The sequence below is a fragment of the Caballeronia sp. AZ1_KS37 genome (genome assembly GCF_023631165.1).
GTDB lineage: Bacteria > Pseudomonadota > Gammaproteobacteria > Burkholderiales > Burkholderiaceae > Caballeronia > Caballeronia zhejiangensis.
Genome location: NZ_JALQDP010000042.1, coordinates 20,217 through 44,175 on the forward strand (window position 1 = coordinate 20,217; position 23,959 = coordinate 44,175).

The following is a 23,959-nucleotide window of genomic DNA, read 5'->3' on the forward strand; positions in this document are numbered from 1 at the left end:
CCGCATGGCGTTTTTTGCTTTTCCGCGCCGCCTACTTGAGCCAGTTGAGATTCACGGAATTGGCGATCGCCTGCAGCCCCGCCTGATTCGGATGCAGATGGTCGCCGCTGTCGTACGCACCGAGCATGACAGGCGGATTGGCCGGATCGCCGAGCGCGGCGGCCTGATCGAGCACGGCGTCGCAGCCGCTGTCGGGCGTCGCGACGAACGCGTTCACCGCTTGCCGCGTCGCTTCGATGTCGGCCGTCCACGGCGACACGCCCTCGAACGGCGTGAGCGTCGAGCAGATCGCCTTGACGCCCGCCGCGTGCGCGCTCTGCGTCAGTTGCGCGAACGCGCTGTTCAGGCGCGCGGCCGTCGGCGGCGATCCGCCGATCAGGTTGTTGACGGCATCGTCGGAAATGATGACCCACTTGACGTTGTACTTGTCGAGCACGTCGCGCTGGAAGCGCGTGAGGCCGGCATCGCCCGCGTCGTTCGTGAAGAAATCGTTGCCGGCGATACCCTGATTCAGCACGCCCACCGTCATGCCCGCCTGCTGCAGACGCGCGGCGAGCAGGTTGGGCCAGCGGCCGTTCGTGTTCGGCGGCGAATCGATGCCGTCCGTGATCGACGCGCCGAACGCGACCACCGCGCCCGTCGCACTGGCGTTCTGCACGACGACGTCGGTGAGGAAGTAATACGACTGCGCGCCGAGCGCGTTGACCACGCCGCCCGCGAATTCGGTGTCGGCGCTGACATCGCCGGGCGCGACGTACACGTCCTGCAGGCCTTCGGCGTGACCGGTGGTTTCCGATGGCGTCTGCTGCGGGAGATAGGCGCTGACGACGATGTCCGACATCGCCGGCACCGCGATCGCGATCGGATCGCTCATCTCCGTCTTGCCGGGCGGAATCGTCACGAAGGGCTGACCGTTGAAGGTGACGGCCCGGTCGCTGCCCGGCACGGTGCGTTTGCCGTCGGCGCGCAACGCGACGCGCACGTCGCCGATCACGAGCGGCTCGCTGCCGTACTGATTGGAAAACTGGACGCCGGCGGCCGTCCCGCCGATGCTCGTGTGCACGATCTGCCGGATGGTCTGATTATTGAAGCCGCCGCCGCCGACGATCATCGGCGCGGTGCTCCAGGTGCCGGTCCACGGCAGGGTAGCGCTGATGTTCTGCGCAAAACTCGACGACGTAAGCGGCAAGGCGAGCGCGGTGGCCACGAGGGCTCGCTTGAGGCGAGGAAATCGCTTGTTCAACTTGTTCTCCGAAACCAGCCTGGAATGAGATAGACGTCTCGCAGTGCGCGAGACTTTTGGCGGGCGCATGTGGCCACAGCGCGCCGGGGTGCGCGGCGAAATCTTTGAATGCGTTTGTTTCGCCTTGGTGAATCGGAGCACCATTTGTGCGCGTGCTCTGTGCGCGCGCGCTCATTTCGCCCGATACGCAAGTCTTTCGTCGCTAGCTCGCAACTAACTGTCTACGCAAGCACCCGCCTTTGTTCGCGGGCGGCGTAAGCGTTTACGGTTGCACGTCGGAAGCGGGCGCCGGAGAGCTTGCAGTTTCGCCGGGCGTGGGCAGGATCGGCGGCATCGTCGTAAACACTGGCGGTTGCGGCGGCTCTTCGGTCACTTCGGCGGCGGGCTCCGAAGGCGGCCGCTTCGGACGCACCGGATGCTGCGCCGCCGTCTGCGCGGTTTTCGGCTTGCCCGGCTTCGGCGCTTTCGAGAACGTCTCGTCGAACCAGGTTTTTGCGTTCGTGAGCATCGTTTGCCACATGCCCGGCGCTTCCTGCGTATCGAAGCGCGCGCGGGCATCGATCAGATGCGAACGCAGCGAACGCTGCATGAAGTCGCCGACGATCGGCAACGCGCTGTGCGCGCCTTGGCCCCAGTAATCGCTGCGCAGCGTGACGCGGCTGTCGTTGAAGCCGACCCACGCGCCCGCGACGAGTTGCGGATGCATCAGGATGAACCAGCCGTCGGCGTTGTCCTGCGTAGTGCCGGTCTTGCCCGCGACATCCGCGCGAATGCCGAAGCGCGTGCGGATCGTCGTGCCGGTGCCGCGGTTGATGACGTCGCGCATCACATCGACGAGCTTGCGCGTCGCATCGACGGACAGCGCGCGCTCGGGCGTGCTCTCGAACTGCGCGAGGACTTCGCCGTCCTTGTTCTCGATGCGCGTGACGAGCAGCGGCTCCATATAACTGCCGTCGTTCGCGATCGTGCCGTACGCCGACACCATTTCCCTCAGCGTCACCGGGCTCGTGCCAAGCGCGAGCGACGGCACCACGTCGAGATGACTGTCGCGCACGCCCATGTCACGCGCGAGCCGCGCGACGCGTCCCGGACCGACTTGTTCCATCAACTGCGCGCTGATGCGGTTCTTCGAATACGCGATGCCGTCGCGCAGGCTCACGGGACGGCCCGACGGCGGCGAGTCGTCGGTCGGGCGCCAGATTTCGTCGCCGCGTATCGGGATTTCGACGGTCTGATCGACGATCGTATCGGCCGGCTTCGCGCCGCGCTCGAACGCCGCGCCGTAGACGAAAGGCTTGAAGGTCGAGCCGGGCTGGCGGCGCGCCTGCGCGACGTGATCGAACGGATCCTGCGTGAAATCGCGGCTGCCGACCCACGCCTTGATCTGCCCGTTGCGCGGATCGAGCGCGACGAACGCGGCCTGCACGCGCGTCTTGTCCTCGCACAGCGCCTGCATGAAGGCGCGGTCCGAGCCGAGTTTCTTGATGGCGTCGGCGTCGTTCGCGCCGCCCGTGCGCAGCGCGCGGTATGCGTCCGTCTCGCGGATGAACGCGTGCCCGAGATCGGCGTTCGCGTTCGCGCAACCGGCGCGGCCGCCCCACGCCGCGTTGGCGATCGATTGCAACTGGTTGCCCTGCAGCGCGAGCGCGTTCGTCGCCATCGCCTGCAGACGCGAATCGATGGTCGTGCGCACGACGAGGCCATCGGAATAGATGTTGTAGTCGTTGTCGTCGGCCCAGCCGATCAGCCATTTGCGCAACTGCTGCGCGAAGTGCGGCGCGCGGCCGGGCGCTTCCGTCTGCCGCTCGAAGTCGATGCGCAGCGGACGTTTCTTCAGCGCGTCGAGTTTGGTCGCCGGCAAGTGGCCGAACTTGACCATCTGCCCGAGGACGATGTTGCGCCGGTCGAGCGCGCGCTCCGGATTGATCACCGGGTTGTAGTAACTGTTGCCCTTCAACATGCCGATGAGCGTCGCGCTTTCGAGCACGTCGAGCTGGCCGGCGGATTTGTCGAAGTAAGTGCGCGCGGCCATTTCGATGCCGTACGCGTTGTACAGGAACGGCACCGTGTTCAGATACGTTTCGAGAATCTCGTCCTTCGAATAGAGCGCTTCGATCTTGAACGCCGTGATCGCTTCCTTCAGCTTGCGCGTGAGCGTCTGCGAGCGGCCGATTTCCTCGGGATACAGATTGCGCGCGAGCTGCTGCGTGAGCGTCGAGCCGCCTTGCCGGTCGCCCGAGAACGTGCGCAGCGCCGCGCCCGCCGTGCGCCGGAAGTCGATGCCGTGATGCTGATAGAACCGCCGGTCTTCGGTCGAGATGAGCGCGTCGATCACCTGCGGCGAAATCTGCTTGAGACTCACCCATTCGCGATGCGTCGGCTTGAATTCGGCGAGGAGCTTGCCGTCGGCGGAATAGATCTGCGCGGGCTGATCGACTTTTGCACGGCGGATATCGCGGATACCGGGCGTGAACGGAATCAGCACCAGCACATAGATAAGAAAGAGCGCCGGCAGAAGGAGCAGCGAACGCGCACGCAGATGCGGACGCAGCCGCGACGCGAGGCGAGCCAGAATCGCCTTGGCCCAGGCTTTGAAATCAGACGCGGTCACAACGAAACGGGATGCCCGGACATGGAAAACCCTGAATCGTAGCGTAATTTTTCAGCAGGTCTTTCGCAAAAGTGTCGCCGACGCTACACCGCCCGCGTTCCCGCCGATTCGCCGATTGGAAACGCCGTCGTCGAAAGCACCTCACGCAACACGACGAACGTGCGGATCTGCCGCACGCCCGGCAGATAGAGCAGCTTTTCGGCGTGGAGCCGGTTGAAGCTTTCGCTGTCGCGCGTGCGGATCAGCATGAAGAAGTCGAATTCGCCGGTCACGACGTGGCATTCCATGCAGCCGGGCACTTTCTGAGCGGCTTTCTCGAAGGCGTCGAAGGAATCGGGCGTCGAGCGGTCGAGGATCACGCCGATCAAGACGAGCATGCCGGCATCGAGCGCTTTCGGATCGAGCAGCGCGACGGTCGCGCGGATCAGCCCCGCTTCGCGCAGCCGCTCGACGCGCCGCAGACACGCGGGCGGACTCAGATTGACCTTCTCCGCGAGCGCGACGTTCGAGATCGACGCATCGCGCTGCAACTGACGCAGGATCGCGCGATCGACGCGATCGGTCTGGACGCTTGCCGGATGCGGGTTTGGAGCGGATGCGGTTTTTTTCATTGCTTCAATGGGCTCTTGTACGAAATAAAAGTTAGCGAACAGCGTCTCGCGTCCAAAAACGTTAGGCCGAACGGCATTTTTTCGCAACCCGATCCGTCACGAGAATCTCTACGATTCTGTCATGCAGTCCCACCATCACGAGGATGCCGACATGAATCTGCAACGTTTTCCCCGCTATCCGCTCACGTTCGGACCGACGCCCATTCAGCCGCTCAAGCGCCTGTCCGCGCATCTCGGCGGCAAGGTCGAGTTGTACGCGAAGCGCGAGGACTGCAACAGCGGCCTCGCGTTTGGCGGCAACAAGACGCGCAAGCTCGAATATCTGATTCCCGAGGCGATCGCCGAAGGCTGCGACACGCTGGTTTCCATCGGCGGCGTGCAGTCGAATCAGACGCGCCAGGTCGCCGCGGTCGCGGCGCATCTCGGCATGAAGTGCGTGCTCGTGCAGGAAAACTGGGTCAATTACTCCGATGCCGTCTATGACCGCGTCGGCAATATCCAGATGTCGCGGATGATGGGCGCGGACGTGCGCCTCGTCGCCGATGGCTTCGATATCGGCATCCGCAAAAGCTGGCAGGACGCGATGGAAAGCGTGCGCGCGGCGGGCGGCAAGCCGTTTCCGGTGCCGGCGGGTTGCTCGGAGCATCCGCTGGGCGGCCTCGGTTTCGTCGGCTTCGCGGAGGAAGTGCGCGCGCAGGAAGCGGAGCTGGGCTTCAAGTTCGACTACATCGTCGTGTGCTCGGTGACGGGCAGCACGCAGGCGGGCATGGTGGTCGGCTTCGCGGCGGATGGGCGCGCGCGGCGCGTGATCGGCATCGATGCATCGGCGAAACCGGAGCAGACGCACGAGCAGATTCTGCGGATCGCGAAGCACACGGCGGAACTCGTCGATCTCGGCCAGGACATCACGCGCGACGACGTGATTCTCGATACGCGCTTCGGCGGCCCCGAATACGGCCTGCCGAACGAAGGCACGCTCGAGGCGATCCGTCTGTGCGCGCGGCTCGAAGGCGTGCTGACCGATCCCGTCTACGAAGGCAAATCGATGGACGGCATGATCCAGATGGTGCGCAACGGCGAATTCCCCGAAGGCTCGAAAGTGCTCTACGCGCATCTCGGCGGGGTGCCCGCGCTCAACGCGTACAGCTATCTGTTTCGCAACGGCTAGAACGCGCTGCGGAATGCGTCGAACAATGCGGCGACGCGTTCCGACGTATCCGCTTCGAAGACTCGCATGCGCGAGCCGAGCATGTGCGTGAGGATCGGCGGCGCGGGATCGCCGGGGCGCAGGATCGCGAGAATCTGCGCGCGGAGGTTTTCATCGACGAGCGCGGCCGTGTCGCGGCCGAGAAGCGCCGCGCCCGCGATATCCGGATCGTGTCCGTGGCGCTCGACGAGATCGAAGGCATCGGCATAAAGACGATCGAGGTTGCCGGCTTGAGCGTAACGCGCCATCAGAAAGAGCAGGTCGATCGCGTCCTTGCGGTCGGCGGCGTGCCGGTCTTGCCACGCGATGATCTTCAGCATCGCCTGCGCGGGCAGCGAAGCGACCGGCACGACGAGATCGCGCGCGACGCGCACGGCGAGCGCCGCATCGAGCGCCTGGCGAAAACCCGCGACGTTCATCCGCACCGAACCATCCGGCGGCCACGCGATTTCGCCGTGCGCGTCCTGCACGCCGCCGAAGGGCACGATATCGAGCCACGTGCGCTCGCCGGTCTGCGGCGCGTTGAAATTCAGCCGATGCGCCGAGCCTTTCGGCGCGGTGAAATGCCCCGACGCGACGAGCGCTTGCCGCAGCGCGTCGTGGCCGGTCCAGCTTTGAATCGAGATGCCGATATCGACGTCGGCGGTGGCGCGCGTCGCCTCGATGTCGTGGACGTGCGTGAGCAGGATGTCGCGCGCGCTCGCGCCGCCGACGAACCACGCGATGTTCGTCGCGTGCGACGCGGCGACGACTTCGCGCAGCATCGCGGAAAAGACGCCGGCGAGCGGGCGATGCGGCAGCAGTTCAAGCGGCAAGATAGCGTTCACGCAGCATCCTGGCGGTTTCGAGATTGCGCGGGTCGCCGCTCGCGACGAGATCCGCATAGACGATGAGCGGCGCGACGACGTTCGGCGGAAGACCATCGACGGGCGCGAGCGCCACGGGCGCGCGCAGGAATTCGACGTTTCCGGCGGGATCGGGCCGCAACCGCGCCGCCTTGATCCATTCGCGCGGCGCGGCGTCGGCGCAATACGCGGTGACGGTCGCGGGCTTCAGGTATTCCGTGAGTATCGCTGCGGCCGGCTCGCCGCCGAACTGGCATTGACCCGGCAGGCCGGGCACGTCGCGCCACCAGTCGTTCGACTCCGCGCGATAACGCCCGATCAGCAGCGATTCGCGCAATTGCCGCGGATACAGCGTCACCCATTCGTCGATGAGCCGTTCCTTGTCGGCGATTTGCAGGCCGGCGCCGTCGGGCCGCTCGAATACATCGCGATGATCGATGAGCGCCCGCACCGCGTTTTGCACCGTGCCGTGGCTCACGCCCGCGTGTTGCGCGATATCGCGATAGCCCCGTTGCAGCAGCGCGGGCGTGATGAGCAGGGCGGCCGTGACGCGCAACGTCGACTTCGTCCAGGTTTTCGAGCGGCGCGCCTTGCCGTGCGCGACGCGCGGACGGCCCGACACGATCACGACGACGCCATCGCCTTCGATGACGCTCGCGTTGCCGGCGAGATCGAGGGCATCGACGTTCAGATCGCGGCAGGCGCGGATCATGTCGGGGGAGAGATGCGCGGTAACGAGCGCGGGTTTCGCGCCGCCGTTCTGCGCGACCGAGGCGCTGAACGCGGATAACGCGCTGAACCGGTCGATGTTTTCCCGCACGATGACAGGGCGCTTGAAGCGCGCGCCGCCGACGCGGAATTCGATGGCGGCGTCGTAGCCGCCGCGCGCGGGTGGTTTGACGCTGCGTGCGGCGAAGCCGGTCGCCTCCGTGAAGGCGGCTGCGGCGGCTTCGGCGAGTTGGTCGGTGGGTGGCATCGGCGGGTTGGGCGTCCAATTTTGGTCAGTGTACACGAAACGTGGACAGACATAAAAGTTGGACGGAGTTCGTCTTGCCGAAATCCACTCTAAGAATCATGAGGTGCGGAATCCCTACCCGGCACCGCATTTCCCCTTCACGCCAATCAAAGATAACTACAAACGTAATCCAGCGTTTCCGTCACGTCGATATCGAATCGGCTTTTGCCCGGCACCGAGAACGATTCGCCCGCCTTATACGTCTTCCACTCATCGCTGCCGTCGAGCCGAATACGGCACTGGCCTGCCTGCACCTCCATGAGCTCGGGCGCGTCGGTGCCGAAGTTGAGCGTGCCCGGCAGGATCACGCCGAGCGTTTTCCTGGTGCCATCGGCGAAGAGAACCGTGTGCGACACGCACTTGCCGTCGAAGTAGACATTGGCGCGTTTGATGACGGAAACCTGATCGAATTGCGTTGCGGCGGTCATGATGATGGTCCTTTGGACGGTTGCGAGGGATGGTCCGCCATCATACAAAAAAGGCGATGCGACTCACATCGCATCGCCTGTTTCGAGCCAGCAGGAACAATCAGCGATTCACGAGCCGTTTCGGCATCAGGATCCAATGCAACCGCATGTGGAGGCAAGACAGTCGCGAGAGCGTTTCAGGTATAAACCGCGATTGTCAGAGTTCCAAAACCGATACGATAGAATCGCGAACCAACTTCTGCTCGCGTTGGCAACGTTAGCGATCTTTCGCTTCATCTATTTATTCGCCGATCAATAGCTAGTTCGGACAGACCCATGGCAATAGCGATTCGAGGCGCTGGCATGCCCTTCAAGACATGCTGACGCTGTCGGCATACGGAGGATTGTTTCTTGCCGCATTCGGCGCAGCCACCCTTCTGCCTCTTCAATCGGAGGCTGTGCTTGTGGGCTTGCTGCTGAGTAAAAGCTATTCAACTGCAACGTTGATACTGGTCGCGACGATCGGCAACGTGTTGGGTTCACTGGTCAATTGGGTTTTGGGGCGATACATCGAGCGCTTCAAGAGCCGCCGCTGGTTTCCAGTGTCAGACGAGAAATTGGACCGCGCGCAGCGCATGTATCAACGTTTAGGGAAATGGTCGCTCTTGCTTAGTTGGGCGCCCGTCATTGGTGATCCTCTTACTCTCCTGGCTGGGGTGATGCGTGAGCCTCTTCTGCCATTCGTCGCGTTGGTCACGGTTGCGAAGCTCGGACGTTACCTTGTCTTGGCGGCTGTGACGATGCGATTGATCTAGATCGGTCGGCATCTTCAGATGTGTCCGCGCGCTGATACCCAGGCGACGCCGGGAACGCTTGTCTCGACGTAGTCATGGGGAATCGCCTCGCCTTTCTCCGAAGGCGAGGGGCTGCAACATAATGGAATCAGTCGAACATGTCGGGCTGCGTGGCGACGAGATCGTTCCAGATCGTCTGGAAGTGCAGCCAGCCGATGTAGTCGCTGCCCACATGCTCCCGGCTATAGCGCGCGCGGTCTTCGGGCACGAGCTTCGGCGTGATGCCGGTCGCTTCGATCATCAGTTGTTGCTGGCAGCAACGCTCGAGCGCGATGAACCAGAACGCCGCCGAATCGATGCTGTGGCGGCTCGCCGTGAGTAGGCCATGATTCTGATGGATCGCGGCCTTCACGCCCTTGAACGCATTCGCGACCTTGTTGCCGCCCTTCACTTCGACGGCGACCTTGCCGGCTTCATCGCCGATCACGACGTGGTCTTCGAAGAACGCGCACGCGTCCTGCGACATCGGAATGAGCGGCTTGCCGAGCGCCGCGAAGGCGGTGCCGTAGACGGTATGCGCGTGGCACATCGCGACGATGTCCTGATGCTGCTCATGCACGGCCGCGTGCAGCACGAAGCCCGCGCGATTGACCGCGTAATCGCCTTCGACCACGTTGCCCTGATGATCCGCGCAGATCAGATTAGACACCTTCACTTGCGCGAAGTGGACGGCCATCGGATTGGTCCAGTAAAGCGACGGATGCTCCGGATCGCGCACGGTGAGATGGCCCGCGAACCCGTAATCGAAGCCCTGCAGCGCGAAGGCGCGGCACGCGGCGACGAGGCGCTCCTTCAGGTACTGACGATGTTCCGCGTGGCTCGCAAACGTGGGCAGCTCGGGGAAGATCAAGCCTTGCTGCTCCGGCTGATAGATCGATACGCGGCCCTTGAGATCGATGGCCTGATCGGCGGTCTTTGCGGGGGTCTCCATGACGTCGCTCATCTTTTCGCTCCATGCGGATAGAAGTGGGTATGTCACGCATGGTGCCGGTAGCGATGCTTGCGCACAAACGAAGGTTGTTCAACGTGGCATGAGTCACATTCATGCGCCAAAGGTTTGAAGCGGCTGCCGAATTCGAAATTCACCGAGGTTTAAGCGATGCAACATTTTTCGCCGCGCCGCGAAACCGCGACGGTTCACGTCCGCATCCTGTGCCAAGCCTTTGAGAATCCCGCGGACGCCTGTCGCATAAGGCTTTCGCGCGACTCGGCATCGGGGGTTTAAAAACGACGCGCATCGCCGTTAACCACCTTTGCAACATTTTTCGCGTGCGGGCTGTTTCTGCTACGACAAGGCTTTCGAGCCTCCGATTGGCTTCGTTTCGCTAGATGAGCGCATCGGCGGAGCCTGCTCTGACAAGACATTCGCCAGACGAAAACGTTTGGCGTTCTGCTGCCATCGCCCGCGATCCGTCTGAAGGTCGCTTTTCACGGGTGAATCAATTTTCTTCGTACTTGAGCGCACGTTCTCGGCGCTTTGCGTGGGGAATCGCGCAAAGTCCTGTTGGTATAAGGATTGGCGTTCGCTGGCACACCTCTCGCTAATGTATGACCACGCACGAACATCGCTGCGGTATCAAACAAGAAGAAGCAGCGGGTTCGTACTACGGGGCTGGACGCAACAGGTTCGATGTATGCCATCAGACGCATGCGCGAATCCTGTTGCGAGCCAGAAGAAATCAAAAGCGCGAAGCGCAAACGCACGAGACTAAGAAAAATGTTGACACTTCAATCCGATCTGCACGGCAATCATCTGTTGGGCGCGCTTCCGGCGCAGGAATGGCAGGCTATCGCACCGCATCTCGAGCTGGTCCAGTTGCGCACGGAGCAGTTGTTGTGCGATTCCGGGCAGCGCATTCATCACGTGTATTTCCCGACCACGGCGATCATTTCGCTGCTGCATACGATGGAAGACGGCGGTTCCGTTGAAGTCGCGGCGGTGGGACGTGAGGGAATGTCGGGGGTTCCGGTGCTGACGGGCGGCGACACGATGCCGACGCGCGTGCAGGTGCAATGTGCGGGCTTTGCGTATCGCATGAGCGCGGGTGCGTTGCGTGAGCACTTCGGCCGTTCCGACTTTCTGCGCCGCGTGATGTTGCTGTACATGCAAGCCCTGCTGACGCAAGTGGCGCAGACGGCCGCGTGTAATCGTCATCACTCGCTGTCGAAGCAACTGTGCCGTTGGTTGCTGATTCAGACGGATCGCACGCCGTCGGATCAACTGCGTGTGACGCAGCAGATGATCGCCGATATGCTCGGCGTGCGCCGTGAAGGTGTGACGGAGGCGGCTGGCAAGCTGCACGATGCGGGGCTGATTCATCACAGCCGTGGGTGTATCAAGATTCTCGATCGTGCGGGACTCGAGGAGCGGGCTTGTGAGTGCTATGGCATCGTTAAGCGCGAGTTTGATCGGATGTTGCCGCGGCGTGCGGCCGAGGCGTTGGCTTAAGCTGTTTTTGGTTCTGTCGCTGGATCCCGTTTTCTTAGTGATCTATCGGCACTGCCCCTGTGCGGGGCGGCAGTCACTTTCTTTGCCGTCGACCAGAGTTAGCGCTTTAGTGCTTACTCTGGTCCTGTGCAAAGAAAGCAACCAAAGAAAGCAGCTTTTCAGGCCCGCGGTCACACGCACGTTGGGTAATTCTCTCGTCGCGGATGGCACTCGCCTAAAGAGTGCCCTCATCACAATAACGGGGCTTGGATCGCGCACGGTCTGACGAGCTAGTTTTCCAAGGACACTGGTTCAGCACGAAAGAGCTTCGGCACAGCGCTACGCGCTGCCGCCGGCTATGCAAGGGAAACCAAGGGGGCGGCGATTGCAGTGAGATGGAGACGTTAGTAGAGAAGCACGCGCGGACCCGATTGACCGGTCGGCCGCGAAGCGGGCCGGAGCTATTTGGTGCTGAACCCATTTGTTATGTGGTGCGATGTGGCAGACCGTGCGCGAGCCAAGCCCGGTTGGGCCTATGAGGGCACTCTTTAGGCGAGTGCCGCCTAGGACGAGAGAACTACGCAAATTGCGTGTGACCGCGGGCATCAGTAGCTGCTTTCTTTGCTTACTTTCTTTGCAGCAGCAAAGAAAGTGAGTGCCGCCCCGCACAGGGGCAGTGCCAATAGACCGACGCGAAAGCGGGATCCGGCGAAAGCGAAAGCACGGCGAACAGAGGGCGATTCAAACTTCAAACAAGAGCCCGACTAGCCCGCCCCCGCAACCAATTGATGCTGGCAAAGAGCAGAACAGCAAACACGATCAGCATCGTAGCAACAGCAAGAATGGAAGGATCGATGGAATCGCGAATACCGCTCCACATCTGCCGCGGCACGGTTCGCTGATCCGGCCCGCCGATAAAGAGAATGACGATAACTTCATCGAACGAAGTAGCAAACGCGAACACGCTGCCGGTAGCCACAGCCGGCGTAATGAGCGGCAAGGTCACGCGCCGGAAGGCGATCCACGGCGTCGCCCCGAGCCCCGACGCAGCACGCAAGAGACTTTGATCGAAGGACAACAACGACGCCGTCACGGTAATCACGACAAAGGGCGTGCCAAGCGCCGCATGCGCGAAGATCACACCGGGATAAGAGTTGACGAGCCCGAGCGGCGCAAAGATCAGATAGAAGCCGGCCGCGACAACGACAATCGGCACGATCATCGGCGAAATGATGATCGGCATGATGACCGAGCGCAGCGGAAACTGCGAACGCGAAAGGCCGAGCGCTGCAAGCGTGCCGAGACACGTCGCGATCAACGTCGACGCCGCACCAATGCCGATGCTGTTCAAAAGCGAGCGCTGCCAGTCGGGACTCGTGAGCGCCTGCTCATACCAGCGCAACGAAAACCCCTGCAACGGATAAGAAAAGTAGGATCCCGAATTGAACGACAAAGGGATGATCGCAAGAATCGGCGCGACGAGAAAGAACAGCACGAGCGCGGTATGCACGCGCACCCATCGGGAAGCGATGCGTTCGGTCAGCACCCTGTTGCGTGATTCCGTCATGGAAGAATGGCCCCTTAACCGAAGCGCAACCGGTCGATGCCGACGATGCGGTTGAACAGGAAATAGAAGATCGCGGTGAAGATCACGAGGTACGCCGAGAGCGCGCCCGCAAGCCCCCAATTGAGCTGCGTATTCGTCTGCAGCGCGATGAGCTGGCTGATCATTTCATCGCCCGCGCCGCCGAGCAGCGCGGGCGTGATGTAGTAGCCGAGCGCGAGCACGAAAACGAGAAAGCATCCCGCGCCGACACCCGGCAACGTCTGCGGTATGTACACGCGCACGAACGCGGTGAACGGATGCGCGCCGAGCGATTGCGCCGCGCGCAGATAGACCGGCGACACGCCTTTCATCACCGAGAAGATCGCCAGAATCATGTACGGCAGCAACACATGCGTCATGCCGATCAACACGCCCGTGCGATTGAAGATGAGCGGCAGCGGATGCGTCGCGAGACCGAGTCCCATCAAGAGGCCATTGATGACACCGCCCGGCTGCAGCAACACATACCACGCAGTCGTGCGTACGAGCAGCGACGTCCAGAACGGCACGATCACGAAAAGCATCAGGCGGTTGCTGCTTTGCGTCGGCAGATTCGCGAGCAGCCATGCGACCGGATAACCGAGCACGAGGCACAGCAGCGTGACGGACGCGCTGATCGATATCGTGCGCAGAAACGCCTGTCGATACACCGACGAGTTATCCGCCACGAACGCGACGTTGCCTTGCGGCGTCACTTGCGCATCGACGGCGGCAAGCAGATAGTCCGGCGTCGGCGACGTAGCCGCGCGTTTCAACAGACGCCAGATCTCCGGCGAATTCCAACGTTCATCCATGTCGATCAAAACCGGCTTCCACGCGGGCGGCGTCTCCTCGCGCACGCTGCGCGCGGTCCGCATCAGCAAGCTGCGAAACTCGGGCTGCGCGAAGTTGAGCCTGCGCGCGACGGTGCCGAGTTGCCCGTTCTGTTGCGCATCCTTCAGGCCCGAGGCGAGCAGCGCGAACAGATGTTCATCGGGCACGCCGCGGCCGTCCCAGGCATCGAGAGCACGAGTGAGCGCCGGCATGCTGTCCGGCACCTCCTTGTTCTCGACACTGCGCGCAAGCAGCATCGCGATTGGCGCGATGAACGTCGACAGCAAAAACACGATCAGCGGCAAGGCAAGCAACAACGCCTGCACCGATGCGCGGCGGCGCGCTCTTTGATACGAGGCGCGGCCATCGGCTCTCGTCGGAGAACCGGCGGCGTGCGCGTGAATCGATGCAGGCATGTCGTTACTCTCATCCATGAACAGCGTTATTGCGTGAGCCAGACCTGGAAGCGCTTGTTGATCTGATCTGCGTTGTCGGCCCAAAAGTTCGCGTTGATCTGCACCGCGCGCTTGAAGTTATCCGGCGCGGTCGGCATGTCGGCGAGTCGCTGCTTGTCGACGAGCGCGACCGCATCCTTACGCGGCGGCGCATACGCGATGTACTTCGAGAGATCCGCCGAAGCCTTCGGCTGCGCTTGCGACACGATGAACTTCGCCGCGGTATCGGCGTGCTTCGCGCCCGTCGGAATAGCCCACCACTCGAAGTCGTAGACTTGCGCGTCCCACACGGCCTTGAACGGCTTGTTGTCTTTCTTCGCGGCGTCGTCGATGCGGCCGTTGTAGGCCTGCACCATCACGACCGCGCCATCGGCGAGCAGTTGCGGCGCCTGCGCGCCCGATTCCCACCACACGATGTTCTTCTTGATCGTGTCGAGCTTCTTGAACGCGCGATCGACGCCGGCGGGCGTGCCGAGCACCTTGTAGACATCTTTCGGGTCGACGCCATCGGCGATCAGCGCCCATTCCATCGACACCTTCGGCGACTTGCGCAGGCCGCGCTTGCCGGGGTATTTCTGCAAATCGAAGAAGTCGTTGACAGTGGTCGGCGCGGTCTTCAGCTTGCTCGCGTCGTAGGCATAGACCGTGGACCACACCATGCTCGCAACCGCGCAATCGCTGATCGAGCCGGGGATGAAGTCGCTCGTCTTGCCGAGCATCTTCTTGTCGAACTTCTGCAGCAGGCCTTCATCGCATGCGGTGATCGCGTCGTTGGTTTCCAGATCGATGAGATCCCACGTCGTGTTCTTCGCCTGCTCCATCGCGGAGAGCTTGGCGAGGCCGCCGTCATACGATTCGGTCGAGAAGTTCACGCCCGTTGCCTGCGTGAACGGTTCGAACCAGGCTTTCTTGGCGGCGGCTTCGAACGCGCCGCCGAACGTCACGACGGAGAGTGTCTCCGCCGCCTGTGTCGAGATAGTTGCAAACGCAAATACTGCGAGTGCGGCGCATTGTGCTTTGATGTGATTGCGCATGTCAGTTGGCTCCTGCGGGTGCGGTCGGGATGAGAGAAGGTGAGGGCGGTGTGCTCGGGGCAATCGCGGGCGCGTTTTTTGGCGCCATCATCGCGAGAATCTTGCAGTCGTCGTGACGCCACGCGATATCGATCGTGCTGCCTGCGCAGGGCAATGCGTGACGCTGGGTATTGGGCACTTTGACGACGATGGAATCGCGCGAGCCGAGCTTCAGATGCACGCGATGATGATCGCCGCAGTACACGAGCTCCTCGACGCGTGCGCGCACGACGTTGCTGTGCTCGTCCGCGTGCGCGTCTTCCGTGCCGGGAATGTGCGCGCGTTCGGGGCGCAGCGCGAGCATCGCTTCATCGCCGGCGCGCAGGCCGTGCTCGCAACGTCCGCGAATGACGCTGCCGTCCGATAGCGCCAGCGTCGCCCATTCGCCGTTCGCACTGACGACGCGCCCCGTGAGCCCGTTGTTCTCGCCGACGAAGTTCGCAACGAACGCGTTCTGCGCGTTCTCGTAAAGCTCGCTCGGCGTCGCGGCCTGCTGGATGCGGCCATCGGAAAAGACGGCGACCCGGTCCGACATCGTCAGCGCTTCGGCCTGATCGTGCGTCACGTAGACGATCGTCAGCGAAAGCTCGCGGTGCAGCCGCATGATTTCGTATTGCATCGTTTCGCGCAGGCGCTTGTCGAGTGCGCCGAGCGGCTCGTCCATCAGCACGACGCTCGGTTCGAACACGAGCGCGCGTGCGAGCGCGACGCGCTGCTGCTGCCCGCCGGAAAGCTGTGAGGGTCGCCGGCTCGCGAGATGGGGCAACTCGATCATCTCCAGCGCGCGCTTCACGCGCGTCTTCTGCTCGGCGCGGCTCACGCGTCGCACGGAAAGCGGAAAGGCGACGTTCTCCGCGATCGTCAGATGCGGAAAGAGCGCGTAGTTCTGAAAGACCATGCCGATGTCGCGCTGATGCGGCGGCTTGTCGTCGAGACGCCTGCCATCGAGACGAATCTCGCCTTGCGTCGGCGTTTCGAAGCCCGCGAGCATCATCAGCGTCGTCGTTTTACCCGAGCCGGACGGACCGAGCAGCGAAAGAAATTCTCCCTTGCGCACGTCGAGGTTCAAATCCTCCACGACGTAATGGGCGCCGTCATACGATTTGCTCACGCCGGAGAAGGAGATGAAGGAAGGGGCTGACATCGTGTTCGTGTCCTGTCTTTCAGTGCTGTGCGAGCTTCGTCGCGATATAGCGCGCAAAGTCGAAATTGGGCCGTTCAAGGTGGCTCAGATTTCCGGGCTTCGCGAGCGGCGCATGCACGCCGCGAAACACCGCTTCCACGCCGCGCCTGTCTTCCGCGTTCACTTCGTCGAGCAGCTTCTTCAATGTCGACATATGCGCGTTCGCTTCCGCGTCGGCGATGAATTCAGGCGCGAGACCGCCGCCGAAGCGGATATGCACTTGCCCGACGCCGCGCGGCTGCAACACGAGATACCAGAAATAGCCGGGCGTAAGCGTGACGAGATGCGTCGGATAGATCGCGAGCAGTGCGGTCGTCTTGCGCCAATGACCCGTTAAGCGCGGGTTATCCGGATGAGCATTGCCAATGGGCAAGCTCGCTTCCTTCGTGATCCAGTGATAGTTGAACGCGGGATAACCCGGTGGACATTCCATCTCTTCGAGCTTCGAATGCGGCCCTACGGTCGCGCGATGCAGCATTGGCAAGTGATAACTTTCCATGAAGTTTTCGGCGAGGATCTTCCAGTTGGTATCCCACACATGCTCTTCATAGAAAGTTTCGATGTAGTCCGTCATGCCATACGCGCCGATCAATTCGCTCAGTTCGGCTAGCTGCGTTGCGACGGGCGGCGCGCTTTCATCGAGCGTCACATAGATCCAGCCTTGCCATTCCTCGCAGCGCACGGCGGGCAGCCTATAACTTTCCTTGCAGAAGCCTTCTTGCCGGTCCATGAGCGGCGCGCCCTTCAATTCGCCGTCGAGTCCATAACTCCACGCGTGATACGGGCACACGATGCGCCGCTTGTTGCCGCGCCCTTCCAGCAGCACCGACATGCGATGCAGGCACACATTCGACATCGCCTTGAGCTGCATCTGCTCGTCGCGCAATACGACGATCGGCTGCGCGCCGATCTGCGCCGTCAGGTAATCGCCGGGTTCCTTCAACGCGCTCGCGCGGCCGACGCATTGCCATTCATGCGCGAAGATCTCGCGCTCTTCGAGTGACAGGAAGTCGGGCGATGTATAGACGCCAGGCGGCATGGCGTGCGCATCGCTGAATGGTCGTTCGCAATTCGACCGTAACTGGTCGATGAGCGTGTCCACTGCGATCATGAAGCCCTCCTTGTCTCAACTCGTGAGAGCGCGCTGGCGCGGGCTTTGACCGCATTGCGCTCGACATGGACATCAATCTATCAAGCCAAATTGCCAGCCAAAATATTGTTTTCGGATACAAAGCAAAGCTTTTATCTATGCAGCCCCGATAACTTCACGTATCGATATGCAGTCGCCTAATATAGTTCTCGCAGAACGACGAGAAGCGATGCACCACTTGCCGCGGACGCATTGTGCGCGATTGCGCGATGCCTAACGTAGTCGCGTTGACGTTGTCCTTGAAGCGCTTAATCACGAAGTCCTCGCCATCCACCGTGCGATTCGACTTCAGCGGAAAGTTGAGGATGCTATAGCCGAGGCCGTTCGCCACCATGCCGCGCACGACTTCCGGTTGCGATGACCGGAACGCGGGCACGGGACGGCTGCCGACCGCATCGAAGAGCGCGGCGAAATACTCGCGGCTATGCGGCAGATCGAGCATCACGTAAGGCTCCGATTGCAAATCGGCGAGCGATACCTTGCGCGCTCGCGCAAGCCGATGCGTCTTCGGCAAGATCGCATAAGGCGGCAACGAAAGCAGCGGCGTGAACGCGATGTCTTCGGTCAAGTCCAGACTATAGGTGAGGGCGATATCGAGCGAACCGTCATGCAGGCCGCGCAACAAGCCGTCCTGATGCGCTTCGACCGTGCGAAACGAAATGCCCGCGTGCCCTGCCGTGAAGCGGCTGATGAGCCCCGGCATCAACGGCGGTGCGAGCGACACGAGACAGCCGAGCGCGATGGAGCCGGTCATGCCGCCATCCATTTCTTTCGCGGCCATTTGCAGTTCTTCCGCGATCTTCAGCAGATTGCGCGCTTGCCCGAGCAGATCGCGGCCGGCCTGCGTGAGCGACAGACCGCTCGCATGATGGCGAATGAATAGCTGCACGCCGAACGATGCTTCGAGATCGGCGAGGGCGGTCGATATCGACGGCTGCGAAATATGCAGTTTTTTCGCGGCGGCGGTGAAGGACAAGGCTTCGGCAGCGACCACGAAGTAGCGCAATTGCCGCAGCGAATAGCGCAAGGGATGGCTTTCCATCGATGACATTCCGGAAATGGAGCTTCGATGAGCCGCATTGTGAAGTGCTCAAAATTCATTGCATAGCCAAATCCGATGCCGTGCATTTTTTAAATATATTTTTCGGATTCGATCGGGACGCGTAGATTTTCACGAAGACATCACGGATACAACGGCCTTTCAGAAGGACATAGCCATGACAGTGGAAACAACGTCTATCGACACGCTCGTGGTCGGCGCGGGCCAGGCAGGCGTCGCGATGAGCGAACACCTGAGCAAGCTCGGCGTGCCGCATCTCGTGCTGGAACGCGATCGCATCGCCGAACGCTGGCGCACGGGCAGGTGGGATTCGCTCGTCGCCAATGGTCCCGCATGGCACGATCGTTTCCCTAATCTCGAGTTCGCGGATTTCGACCCCAATGGTTTCGCATCGAAAGATCAGGTCGCGGAATACTTCGTCGAGTATGCGAAGAAATTCGATGCGCCCATTCGCACCGGCGTCGAAGTGAAGAAGGTCGTGCGCAATGCGGGGCGGCCGGGCTTTACCGTCGATACATCCGACGGAACCATCGAAGCGAATCGCGTGGTCGTCGCGACGGGTCCGTTTCAGCGCCCCGTGATTCCGCCGATCGCGCCGTCGTCCGCAAAGCTCACGCAGATCCATTCCGCCGACTATCGCAATCCGCAGCAACTGCCCGAAGGCGGCGTGCTCGTCGTGGGCGCGGGATCGTCGGGCGTGCAGATCGCCGATGAATTGCAGCGCGCGGGCCGGCGCGTGTATCTGTCGGTCGGCGCGCACGATCGTCCGCCGCGCGGATATCGCGGACGCGATTTCTGCTGGTGGCTCGGCGTGCTCGGCGAATGGGACGCGGAAGTGATGAAGCCGGGCCGCGAGCATGTGACCATTGCCGTGAGCGGCGCGCGCGGCGGCCATACGGTGGACTTCAGGCGCCTCGCGCATCAGGGCATCACGCTCGTCGGTCTGACGAAATCGTTCGACGATACGCGCGTGAGCTTCGAAGCCGATCTCGCGGATAACATCCGTCGCGGCGACGAGAACTATTTGTCATTGCTCGATGCCGCCGATGCCTATGCGCAACGCAACGGCCTCGATCTGCCCGAGGAGCCCGAAGCGCGCCATATTCCCGCCGACCCGGAATGCATGACGCATCCGCTTCTCGAACTCGATCTCGCGCAAGCGGGTGTTACGTCGATCATCTGGGCGACCGGTTATGCCGTCGATTTCAACTGGCTGCAAGTCGATGCATTCGATGACAAAGGCAAGCCGAAACATCAACGTGGCGTCGCCAAAGAACCGGGCATCTATTTTCTCGGCTTGCCGTGGCTTTCGCGGCGCGGCTCCGCGTTCATCTGGGGCGTGTGGCACGACGCGAAACATATCGCCGATCACATCGTCACGCAGCGCAAATACCTCGCTTATTACGACGCGCCGCAACGTGCTGTCGAGACGAAGCGCGAAGAAGGCGTGACCGATGCATCGCGCGTCCACAAGGTCAGCGAGATGGGCGTCAACTGATCAGAAACTATCCGGAATCAAGGTGCATTCGATGAGCCAACCTACGCATACCCGTATCCGCATGTTCAACACGAAGGATACGTACCCGAATCAGACCCTCGATAACGATCTCTGCCAGGCCGTTCGCGCGGGCAATACCGTTTATGTGCGCGGTCAGATCGGCACGGACTTCGACGGCAATCTCGTCGGTCTCGGCGATCCGCGCGCGCAGGCCGAGCAGGCGATGAAGAACGTGAAGCAGTTGCTCGAAGAAGCGGGCAGCGATCTCTCGCATATCGTCAAGACGACGACTTATCTCACCGATGTGCGCTTTCGCGAGCCGGTGTATCGCGAAGTCGGCAAATGGCTGAAGGGCGTGTTTCCGATTTCGACGGGCCTTACCGTCGTCGCGCTCGGACAACCCGAATGGCTGATGGAGATCGACGTGATCGCCGTCATCCCCGATGGATGGACGCCGCCCCAGGAGCGCGCATGACATTCTCGATCGTCGGACGATGTGAAGAGACCGGGCAGCTCGGCATCGCGATCAGTTCGTCGAGCATCGCGGTGGGCGCGCGCTGTCCGTGGGTGCGCGCGGGCGTGGGCGTCGTCGCGACGCAGAACGTCACGCTGCCCGTGCTCGGTCCGCAAATTCTCGATTACATCGAAAGCGCCAAGCTCGATGCGAACGCCGCACTCGAACGCGCGTTGAGCGCGAACGAATGGAGGGAGTATCGGCAGGTGACGGTCGTCGATGCGCAAGGCCACACCGCGTTCTTCAGCGGCAAGCAAGCGCTCGGCACGTATCACGCGGTCGCGGGCAGGCAATGCGTCGCGGCGGGCAACATGCTCGCGGGCGTGCATGTCATCGAAGCGATGATTCCCGCATTCGAGAACGCATCGGGCCAGCTTGCGGATCGTCTGCTTGCCGCGATGCATGCGGCGATCGCGGCGGGCGGCGAAGCGGGGCCGGTGCATTCGGCGGCGCTGAAGATCGCGGGCGAGCAAAGCTGGCCGCTCGTCGATCTGCGCGTCGACTGGGCCGATGACGATCCCATCGGCAAGCTCGATGACCTGTGGCATGCGTACGAGCCGCAGATGCAGGACTACGTGACGCGCGCATTGAACCCGACCGCTGCGCCGAGCTACGGAGTGCCGGGCGATGAGTGACACGACGAGCCGCGATCTGCTCGACAAGCTGATTAGTTTCGCGACCGTCAGCCGCGATTCGAATCTCGCGCTGATCGAGTTCGTTCGCGATTACCTCGCGCAGTTCGACATCGAAAGCGAGCTGTTCTACAACGCGGAGCGCACGAAGGCGAATCTGTTCGCGACGATCGGACCGCGCGATCGCGGCGGCATCGTGCTCTCGGGGCATACGGATGTCGTGCCGGTCGATGGCCAGCCGTGGACCGTCGATCCATTCCGTCTCACGGAAAAAGATGGACGGCTGTATGGCCGCGGCACAGCCGACATGAAGGGCTTTCTCGCGTCGGTGCTGGCCGCCGTGCCGATGTTGATCGAGCGCGAACTGAGATTGCCCGTGCATCTGGCGTTTTCATACGACGAGGAAGTCGGATGCCTCGGCGTGCGGCCGATGCTCGCGCAACTGGAGAAGCGCGCGCACAAGCCCGTTCTGTGTCTGATCGGCGAGCCGACATCGTTGAAGCCGGTGCTCGGTCACAAGGGCAAGCTCGCGATGCGTTGTCAGGTGAAAGGCGCGCCTTGTCATTCCGCCTATGCGCCGTATGGCGTGAACGCGATTCAATATGCAGCGCGCCTCATCAATCGGCTTGAAGAAATCGGCGAACGGCTGGCGCAGCCCGAGCATCACGACGAGCGCTTCGATCCGCCGTATTCGACCGTGCAGACGGGCGTCATCAAGGGCGGTCGTGCGCTCAACATCGTGCCGGCGGAATGCGAGTTCGATTTCGAAGTGCGCGCGCTTCCCGGCTTCGAAGCGAGCACGGTCGCCAAGGATTTGCAGGCGTACGCACAAGCCGAACTGCTGCCGAAGATGCGCGCCATTGAACCCGAGACGGACATTCGCCTCGAAGCGCTATCCGCGTATCCCGGACTCGCGACATCGCCGGAAAGCGAAGCGGCGCGTCTCGTCGCGCTCTTGAGCGGATCGTCGGAATTCGGCACGGTGGCGTTCGGCACGGAAGGCGGACTCTTCGATCAGGCAGGCATTCCGACTGTCGTATGCGGTCCCGGCAGCATGGATCAGGGACACAAGCCCGATGAGTACGTAACCCTCGAACAACTCCACGATTGCGACGCGATGCTGATACGCCTCGCCGATCATCTTTCGACCACAGCCTGATTTCTCACACGCCGCAGGCGATACGGGCGCGATGCGCGTCAGGGCATCGCTTTGCCGCGCACAAACTGGAGACGACTTTGACTAGTGCATCACGCAACGCTTCTCCGTTGATCGAGAAGCACACCATCGGCTATGTGCCGCCCGAGGATCGTCACGGCAAAGTGCGCGACCTGTTCACGCTATGGTTCGGCGGCAATATCGCGCCCTTGCCGATCGTGACCGGCGCGCTCGGCGTGCAGATCTTTCATCTGAACCTGCTGTGGGGCATCGTTGCGATCGTCGTCGGACAGGCGGTCGGCGGCGTGCTGATGGCGTTGCATTCCGCGCAAGGGCCGCAAATGGGCATTCCGCAGATGATCCAGAGCCGCGCGCAGTTCGGATCGTGGGGCGCGTTGCTCGTGACCGTCATCGCGGGCGTGATGTACGTGGGCTTCTTCGCGTCGAACATCGTGCTCGCGGGGAAGTCGCTGCATGGCATCGAGACGTCGGTGTCGGTGCCCGTGGGCATCGTGATCGGCGCGCTGGGATCGGGACTGATCGGCATCATCGGATACAAGTTCATTCATATCCTGAACCGCATCGGGACGTGGGTCCTCGGCATCGGCATTTGCGTGGGCTTCGGCTACATCCTCACGCATGTCTCGACGGACGATTTCCTCACGCGCGGCGGCTTCAACTTCGCCGGCTGGCTCGCGACCATATCGCTTTCCGCGCTGTGGCAGATCGCGTTCGCGCCTTACGTGTCCGACTATTCGCGCTATTTGCCGGCGACCGTGCGCGTCTCGTCGACGTTCTGGGCGACGTATCTCGGCTGCACGATCGGCTCGACGCTCGCCTTCGTGTTCGGCGCGGTCGCGGTGCTCGCGGTGCCGCCCGGCGCCGACGCGATGGATGCCGTGAAGCTCGCCACCGGACCGCTCGGCCTGCCGATGCTCGTGTTGTTCCTGTTGAGCGTCATCAGCCACAACGCGTTGAACCTGTATGGCGCGGTGCTCGCGGTGATCACGTCATTGCAGACGTTCGCGTATCGCTGGATTCCGACGGCGAAAGCGCGCGCCGTGTTGTCGGTCGTGATTCTCGTCGCGTGCTGCTATGGCGCGATCGGCGCATCGACGAACTTCGTCGCGAATCTCGTCGATCTCGTGCTTGCGCTGCTCGTCGTACTGGTGCCGTGGACCGCGATCAATCTCATCGACTTCTATGTGATCCACAAAGGCAAGTACGACATCCAGTCGATCTTTCAGGTAGACGGCGGCATCTATGGACGATTCAATCCGCAGGCGTTGATCGCTTATGCGATCGGTATCGTCGTGCAGATTCCGTTCATGAACACGCCGATGTATGCGGGCGCGGTGCCCAAGTATCTCGACGGCGCGGATCTGTCGTGGATCGTTGGATTGCTGCTGACGTCGCCGGTTTATTACTGGCTTGCATCGCGCGATACGAGTTATCGGCGCAGACAGAACGGTGCGCGTGTGGCGTCGAATGTGGCGCGGTGATTCATAAGCGATGTCGGGCGGGACTCTTTCCCGCCCGACAATTCTGTTGTAACCCCGGCTGCATTTACGTCGAGTGTGCACATGCACAAAATCGCG

At 62.0% G+C, this 23,959-nt stretch carries 21 protein-coding genes; 8 read left to right on the forward strand and 13 right to left on the reverse strand.

The window, feature by feature from the left end; translation table 11 throughout:
- Positions 1-31: 31 nt before the first annotated feature.
- From NCS00_RS28895 to NCS00_RS28905, 3 genes are all read right to left on the reverse strand, one after another.
- The gene (locus NCS00_RS28895) at positions 32-1,207 is read right to left on the reverse strand and encodes a GDSL-type esterase/lipase family protein (protein ID WP_250437547.1); all 1,176 of its coding nucleotides are present in this window, start codon (positions 1,205-1,207) and stop codon (positions 32-34) included.
- A gap of 298 nt (positions 1,208-1,505) precedes the next feature.
- Positions 1,506-3,854, reverse strand: a complete 2,349-nt coding sequence (locus NCS00_RS28900) for a transglycosylase domain-containing protein (protein WP_502801607.1) — start codon at positions 3,852-3,854, stop codon at positions 1,506-1,508.
- A gap of 83 nt (positions 3,855-3,937) precedes the next feature.
- Positions 3,938-4,465, reverse strand: coding sequence for an Lrp/AsnC family transcriptional regulator (locus NCS00_RS28905; RefSeq protein WP_008346196.1), 528 nt, complete (start codon positions 4,463-4,465; stop codon positions 3,938-3,940).
- A 151-nt stretch (positions 4,466-4,616) separates the two neighbouring features.
- On the opposite strand from NCS00_RS28905, the gene NCS00_RS28910 reads away from it, so the two are divergent.
- Positions 4,617-5,633 (forward strand): 1-aminocyclopropane-1-carboxylate deaminase, encoded by a 1,017-nt coding sequence (locus NCS00_RS28910; RefSeq protein WP_008346198.1) that lies wholly within the window; start codon positions 4,617-4,619, stop codon positions 5,631-5,633.
- Here NCS00_RS28910 and NCS00_RS28915 read toward each other — a convergent pair.
- The 3 genes from NCS00_RS28915 to ppnP all read right to left on the reverse strand — a co-directional run bounded on the left by NCS00_RS28915 (position 5,630) and on the right by ppnP (position 7,960).
- Entirely contained in the window at positions 5,630-6,499 is an 870-nt protein-coding gene (locus NCS00_RS28915) for a nucleotidyl transferase AbiEii/AbiGii toxin family protein (RefSeq protein WP_250441635.1), read from the reverse strand. The genes NCS00_RS28910 and NCS00_RS28915 overlap by 4 nt on opposite strands.
- Positions 6,477-7,493: a type IV toxin-antitoxin system AbiEi family antitoxin gene (locus tag NCS00_RS28920; protein WP_250441636.1), complete on the reverse strand. Its 1,017-nt coding sequence runs from the start codon at positions 7,491-7,493 to the stop codon at positions 6,477-6,479. The genes NCS00_RS28915 and NCS00_RS28920 overlap by 23 nt, the downstream gene beginning before the upstream one ends.
- A gap of 146 nt (positions 7,494-7,639) precedes the next feature.
- Positions 7,640-7,960: a pyrimidine/purine nucleoside phosphorylase gene (ppnP, locus tag NCS00_RS28925; protein ID WP_008346204.1), complete on the reverse strand. Its 321-nt coding sequence runs from the start codon at positions 7,958-7,960 to the stop codon at positions 7,640-7,642.
- A gap of 356 nt (positions 7,961-8,316) precedes the next feature.
- Here ppnP and NCS00_RS28930 point away from each other — a divergent pair, with 356 nt between their 5' ends.
- The gene (locus tag NCS00_RS28930; RefSeq protein ID WP_008346207.1) at positions 8,317-8,754 is read left to right on the forward strand and encodes a YqaA family protein; all 438 of its coding nucleotides are present in this window, start codon (positions 8,317-8,319) and stop codon (positions 8,752-8,754) included.
- 127 nt (positions 8,755-8,881) lie between these two features.
- On the opposite strand, the gene NCS00_RS28935 is transcribed toward NCS00_RS28930, so the two are convergent.
- Positions 8,882-9,736 (reverse strand): class II aldolase/adducin family protein, encoded by an 855-nt coding sequence (locus NCS00_RS28935; protein ID WP_008346210.1) that lies wholly within the window; start codon positions 9,734-9,736, stop codon positions 8,882-8,884.
- Positions 9,737-10,510: 774 nt separating this feature from the next.
- Here NCS00_RS28935 and NCS00_RS28940 point away from each other — a divergent pair.
- A complete protein-coding gene (locus tag NCS00_RS28940; RefSeq protein ID WP_008346211.1) occupies positions 10,511-11,242 on the forward strand; it encodes a Crp/Fnr family transcriptional regulator in 732 nt (243 codons plus the stop codon).
- Positions 11,243-11,969: 727 nt separating this feature from the next.
- On the opposite strand, the gene NCS00_RS28945 is transcribed toward NCS00_RS28940, so the two are convergent.
- The 6 genes from NCS00_RS28945 to NCS00_RS28970 all read right to left on the reverse strand — a co-directional run bounded on the left by NCS00_RS28945 (position 11,970) and on the right by NCS00_RS28970 (position 18,543).
- On the reverse strand, positions 11,970-12,788 hold the full coding sequence (locus NCS00_RS28945) for an ABC transporter permease (RefSeq protein ID WP_008346213.1): 819 nt from the start codon (positions 12,786-12,788) through the stop codon (positions 11,970-11,972).
- A 14-nt stretch (positions 12,789-12,802) separates the two neighbouring features.
- Positions 12,803-14,056 (reverse strand): ABC transporter permease, encoded by a 1,254-nt coding sequence (locus NCS00_RS28950; RefSeq protein WP_175980279.1) that lies wholly within the window; start codon positions 14,054-14,056, stop codon positions 12,803-12,805.
- A 26-nt stretch (positions 14,057-14,082) separates the two neighbouring features.
- The gene (locus NCS00_RS28955) at positions 14,083-15,129 is read right to left on the reverse strand and encodes an ABC transporter substrate-binding protein (protein ID WP_250441637.1); all 1,047 of its coding nucleotides are present in this window, start codon (positions 15,127-15,129) and stop codon (positions 14,083-14,085) included.
- A gap of 1 nt (position 15,130) precedes the next feature.
- A complete protein-coding gene (locus tag NCS00_RS28960) occupies positions 15,131-16,312 on the reverse strand; it encodes an ABC transporter ATP-binding protein (protein WP_250441638.1) in 1,182 nt (393 codons plus the stop codon).
- A gap of 19 nt (positions 16,313-16,331) precedes the next feature.
- Positions 16,332-17,462 carry an aromatic ring-hydroxylating oxygenase subunit alpha gene (locus tag NCS00_RS28965; RefSeq protein WP_008346220.1) on the reverse strand — a complete coding sequence of 377 codons (1,131 nt, stop codon included), beginning with the start codon at positions 17,460-17,462 and terminating at the stop codon, positions 16,332-16,334.
- Between the two features lie 154 nt (positions 17,463-17,616).
- Complete coding sequence (locus NCS00_RS28970; protein ID WP_008346221.1) at positions 17,617-18,543, reverse strand: LysR family transcriptional regulator; 927 nt, start codon at positions 18,541-18,543, stop codon at positions 17,617-17,619.
- A gap of 175 nt (positions 18,544-18,718) precedes the next feature.
- Between NCS00_RS28970 and NCS00_RS28975 the strand changes: the two genes are divergently transcribed.
- The 5 genes from NCS00_RS28975 to NCS00_RS28995 all read left to right on the forward strand — a co-directional run bounded on the left by NCS00_RS28975 (position 18,719) and on the right by NCS00_RS28995 (position 23,863).
- Complete coding sequence (locus NCS00_RS28975; protein ID WP_008346223.1) at positions 18,719-20,059, forward strand: flavin-containing monooxygenase; 1,341 nt, start codon at positions 18,719-18,721, stop codon at positions 20,057-20,059.
- A 31-nt stretch (positions 20,060-20,090) separates the two neighbouring features.
- Positions 20,091-20,534 (forward strand): RidA family protein, encoded by a 444-nt coding sequence (locus tag NCS00_RS28980; protein WP_008346225.1) that lies wholly within the window; start codon positions 20,091-20,093, stop codon positions 20,532-20,534.
- Positions 20,531-21,208 (forward strand): DUF1028 domain-containing protein, encoded by a 678-nt coding sequence (locus NCS00_RS28985; protein ID WP_250441639.1) that lies wholly within the window; start codon positions 20,531-20,533, stop codon positions 21,206-21,208. Before NCS00_RS28980 ends, NCS00_RS28985 begins: the two co-directional genes overlap by 4 nt.
- Positions 21,201-22,364 (forward strand): acetylornithine deacetylase, encoded by a 1,164-nt coding sequence (argE, locus tag NCS00_RS28990; RefSeq protein ID WP_250441640.1) that lies wholly within the window; start codon positions 21,201-21,203, stop codon positions 22,362-22,364. The genes NCS00_RS28985 and argE overlap by 8 nt, the downstream gene beginning before the upstream one ends.
- Positions 22,365-22,441: 77 nt before the next feature.
- Positions 22,442-23,863, forward strand: coding sequence for a purine-cytosine permease family protein (locus NCS00_RS28995; protein ID WP_250441641.1), 1,422 nt, complete (start codon positions 22,442-22,444; stop codon positions 23,861-23,863).
- Positions 23,864-23,959 lie beyond the last annotated feature (96 nt).

What these genes read in the sequence shown, in the direction of transcription:
- NCS00_RS28905 (WP_008346196.1), bottom strand. Translation starts at nt 4,465, where the DNA reads ATGAAAAAAACCGCATCCGCTCCAAACCCGCATCCGGCAAGCGTCCAG.
- NCS00_RS28910 (WP_008346198.1), top strand. Translation starts at nt 4,617, where the DNA reads ATGAATCTGCAACGTTTTCCCCGCTATCCGCTCACGTTCGGACCGACG.
- NCS00_RS28920 (WP_250441636.1), bottom strand. Translation starts at nt 7,493, where the DNA reads ATGCCACCCACCGACCAACTCGCCGAAGCCGCCGCAGCCGCCTTCACG.
- ppnP (WP_008346204.1), bottom strand. Translation starts at nt 7,960, where the DNA reads ATGACCGCCGCAACGCAATTCGATCAGGTTTCCGTCATCAAACGCGCC.
- NCS00_RS28930 (WP_008346207.1), top strand. Translation starts at nt 8,317, where the DNA reads ATGCTGACGCTGTCGGCATACGGAGGATTGTTTCTTGCCGCATTCGGC.
- NCS00_RS28935 (WP_008346210.1), bottom strand. Translation starts at nt 9,736, where the DNA reads ATGAGCGACGTCATGGAGACCCCCGCAAAGACCGCCGATCAGGCCATC.
- NCS00_RS28940 (WP_008346211.1), top strand. Translation starts at nt 10,511, where the DNA reads ATGTTGACACTTCAATCCGATCTGCACGGCAATCATCTGTTGGGCGCG.
- NCS00_RS28945 (WP_008346213.1), bottom strand. Translation starts at nt 12,788, where the DNA reads ATGACGGAATCACGCAACAGGGTGCTGACCGAACGCATCGCTTCCCGA.
- NCS00_RS28950 (WP_175980279.1), bottom strand. Translation starts at nt 14,056, where the DNA reads ATGCCTGCATCGATTCACGCGCACGCCGCCGGTTCTCCGACGAGAGCC.
- NCS00_RS28955 (WP_250441637.1), bottom strand. Translation starts at nt 15,129, where the DNA reads ATGCGCAATCACATCAAAGCACAATGCGCCGCACTCGCAGTATTTGCG.
- NCS00_RS28960 (WP_250441638.1), bottom strand. Translation starts at nt 16,312, where the DNA reads ATGTCAGCCCCTTCCTTCATCTCCTTCTCCGGCGTGAGCAAATCGTAT.
- NCS00_RS28965 (WP_008346220.1), bottom strand. Translation starts at nt 17,462, where the DNA reads ATGATCGCAGTGGACACGCTCATCGACCAGTTACGGTCGAATTGCGAA.
- NCS00_RS28970 (WP_008346221.1), bottom strand. Translation starts at nt 18,543, where the DNA reads ATGGAAAGCCATCCCTTGCGCTATTCGCTGCGGCAATTGCGCTACTTC.
- NCS00_RS28975 (WP_008346223.1), top strand. Translation starts at nt 18,719, where the DNA reads ATGACAGTGGAAACAACGTCTATCGACACGCTCGTGGTCGGCGCGGGC.
- NCS00_RS28980 (WP_008346225.1), top strand. Translation starts at nt 20,091, where the DNA reads ATGAGCCAACCTACGCATACCCGTATCCGCATGTTCAACACGAAGGAT.
- NCS00_RS28985 (WP_250441639.1), top strand. Translation starts at nt 20,531, where the DNA reads ATGACATTCTCGATCGTCGGACGATGTGAAGAGACCGGGCAGCTCGGC.
- argE (WP_250441640.1), top strand. Translation starts at nt 21,201, where the DNA reads ATGAGTGACACGACGAGCCGCGATCTGCTCGACAAGCTGATTAGTTTC.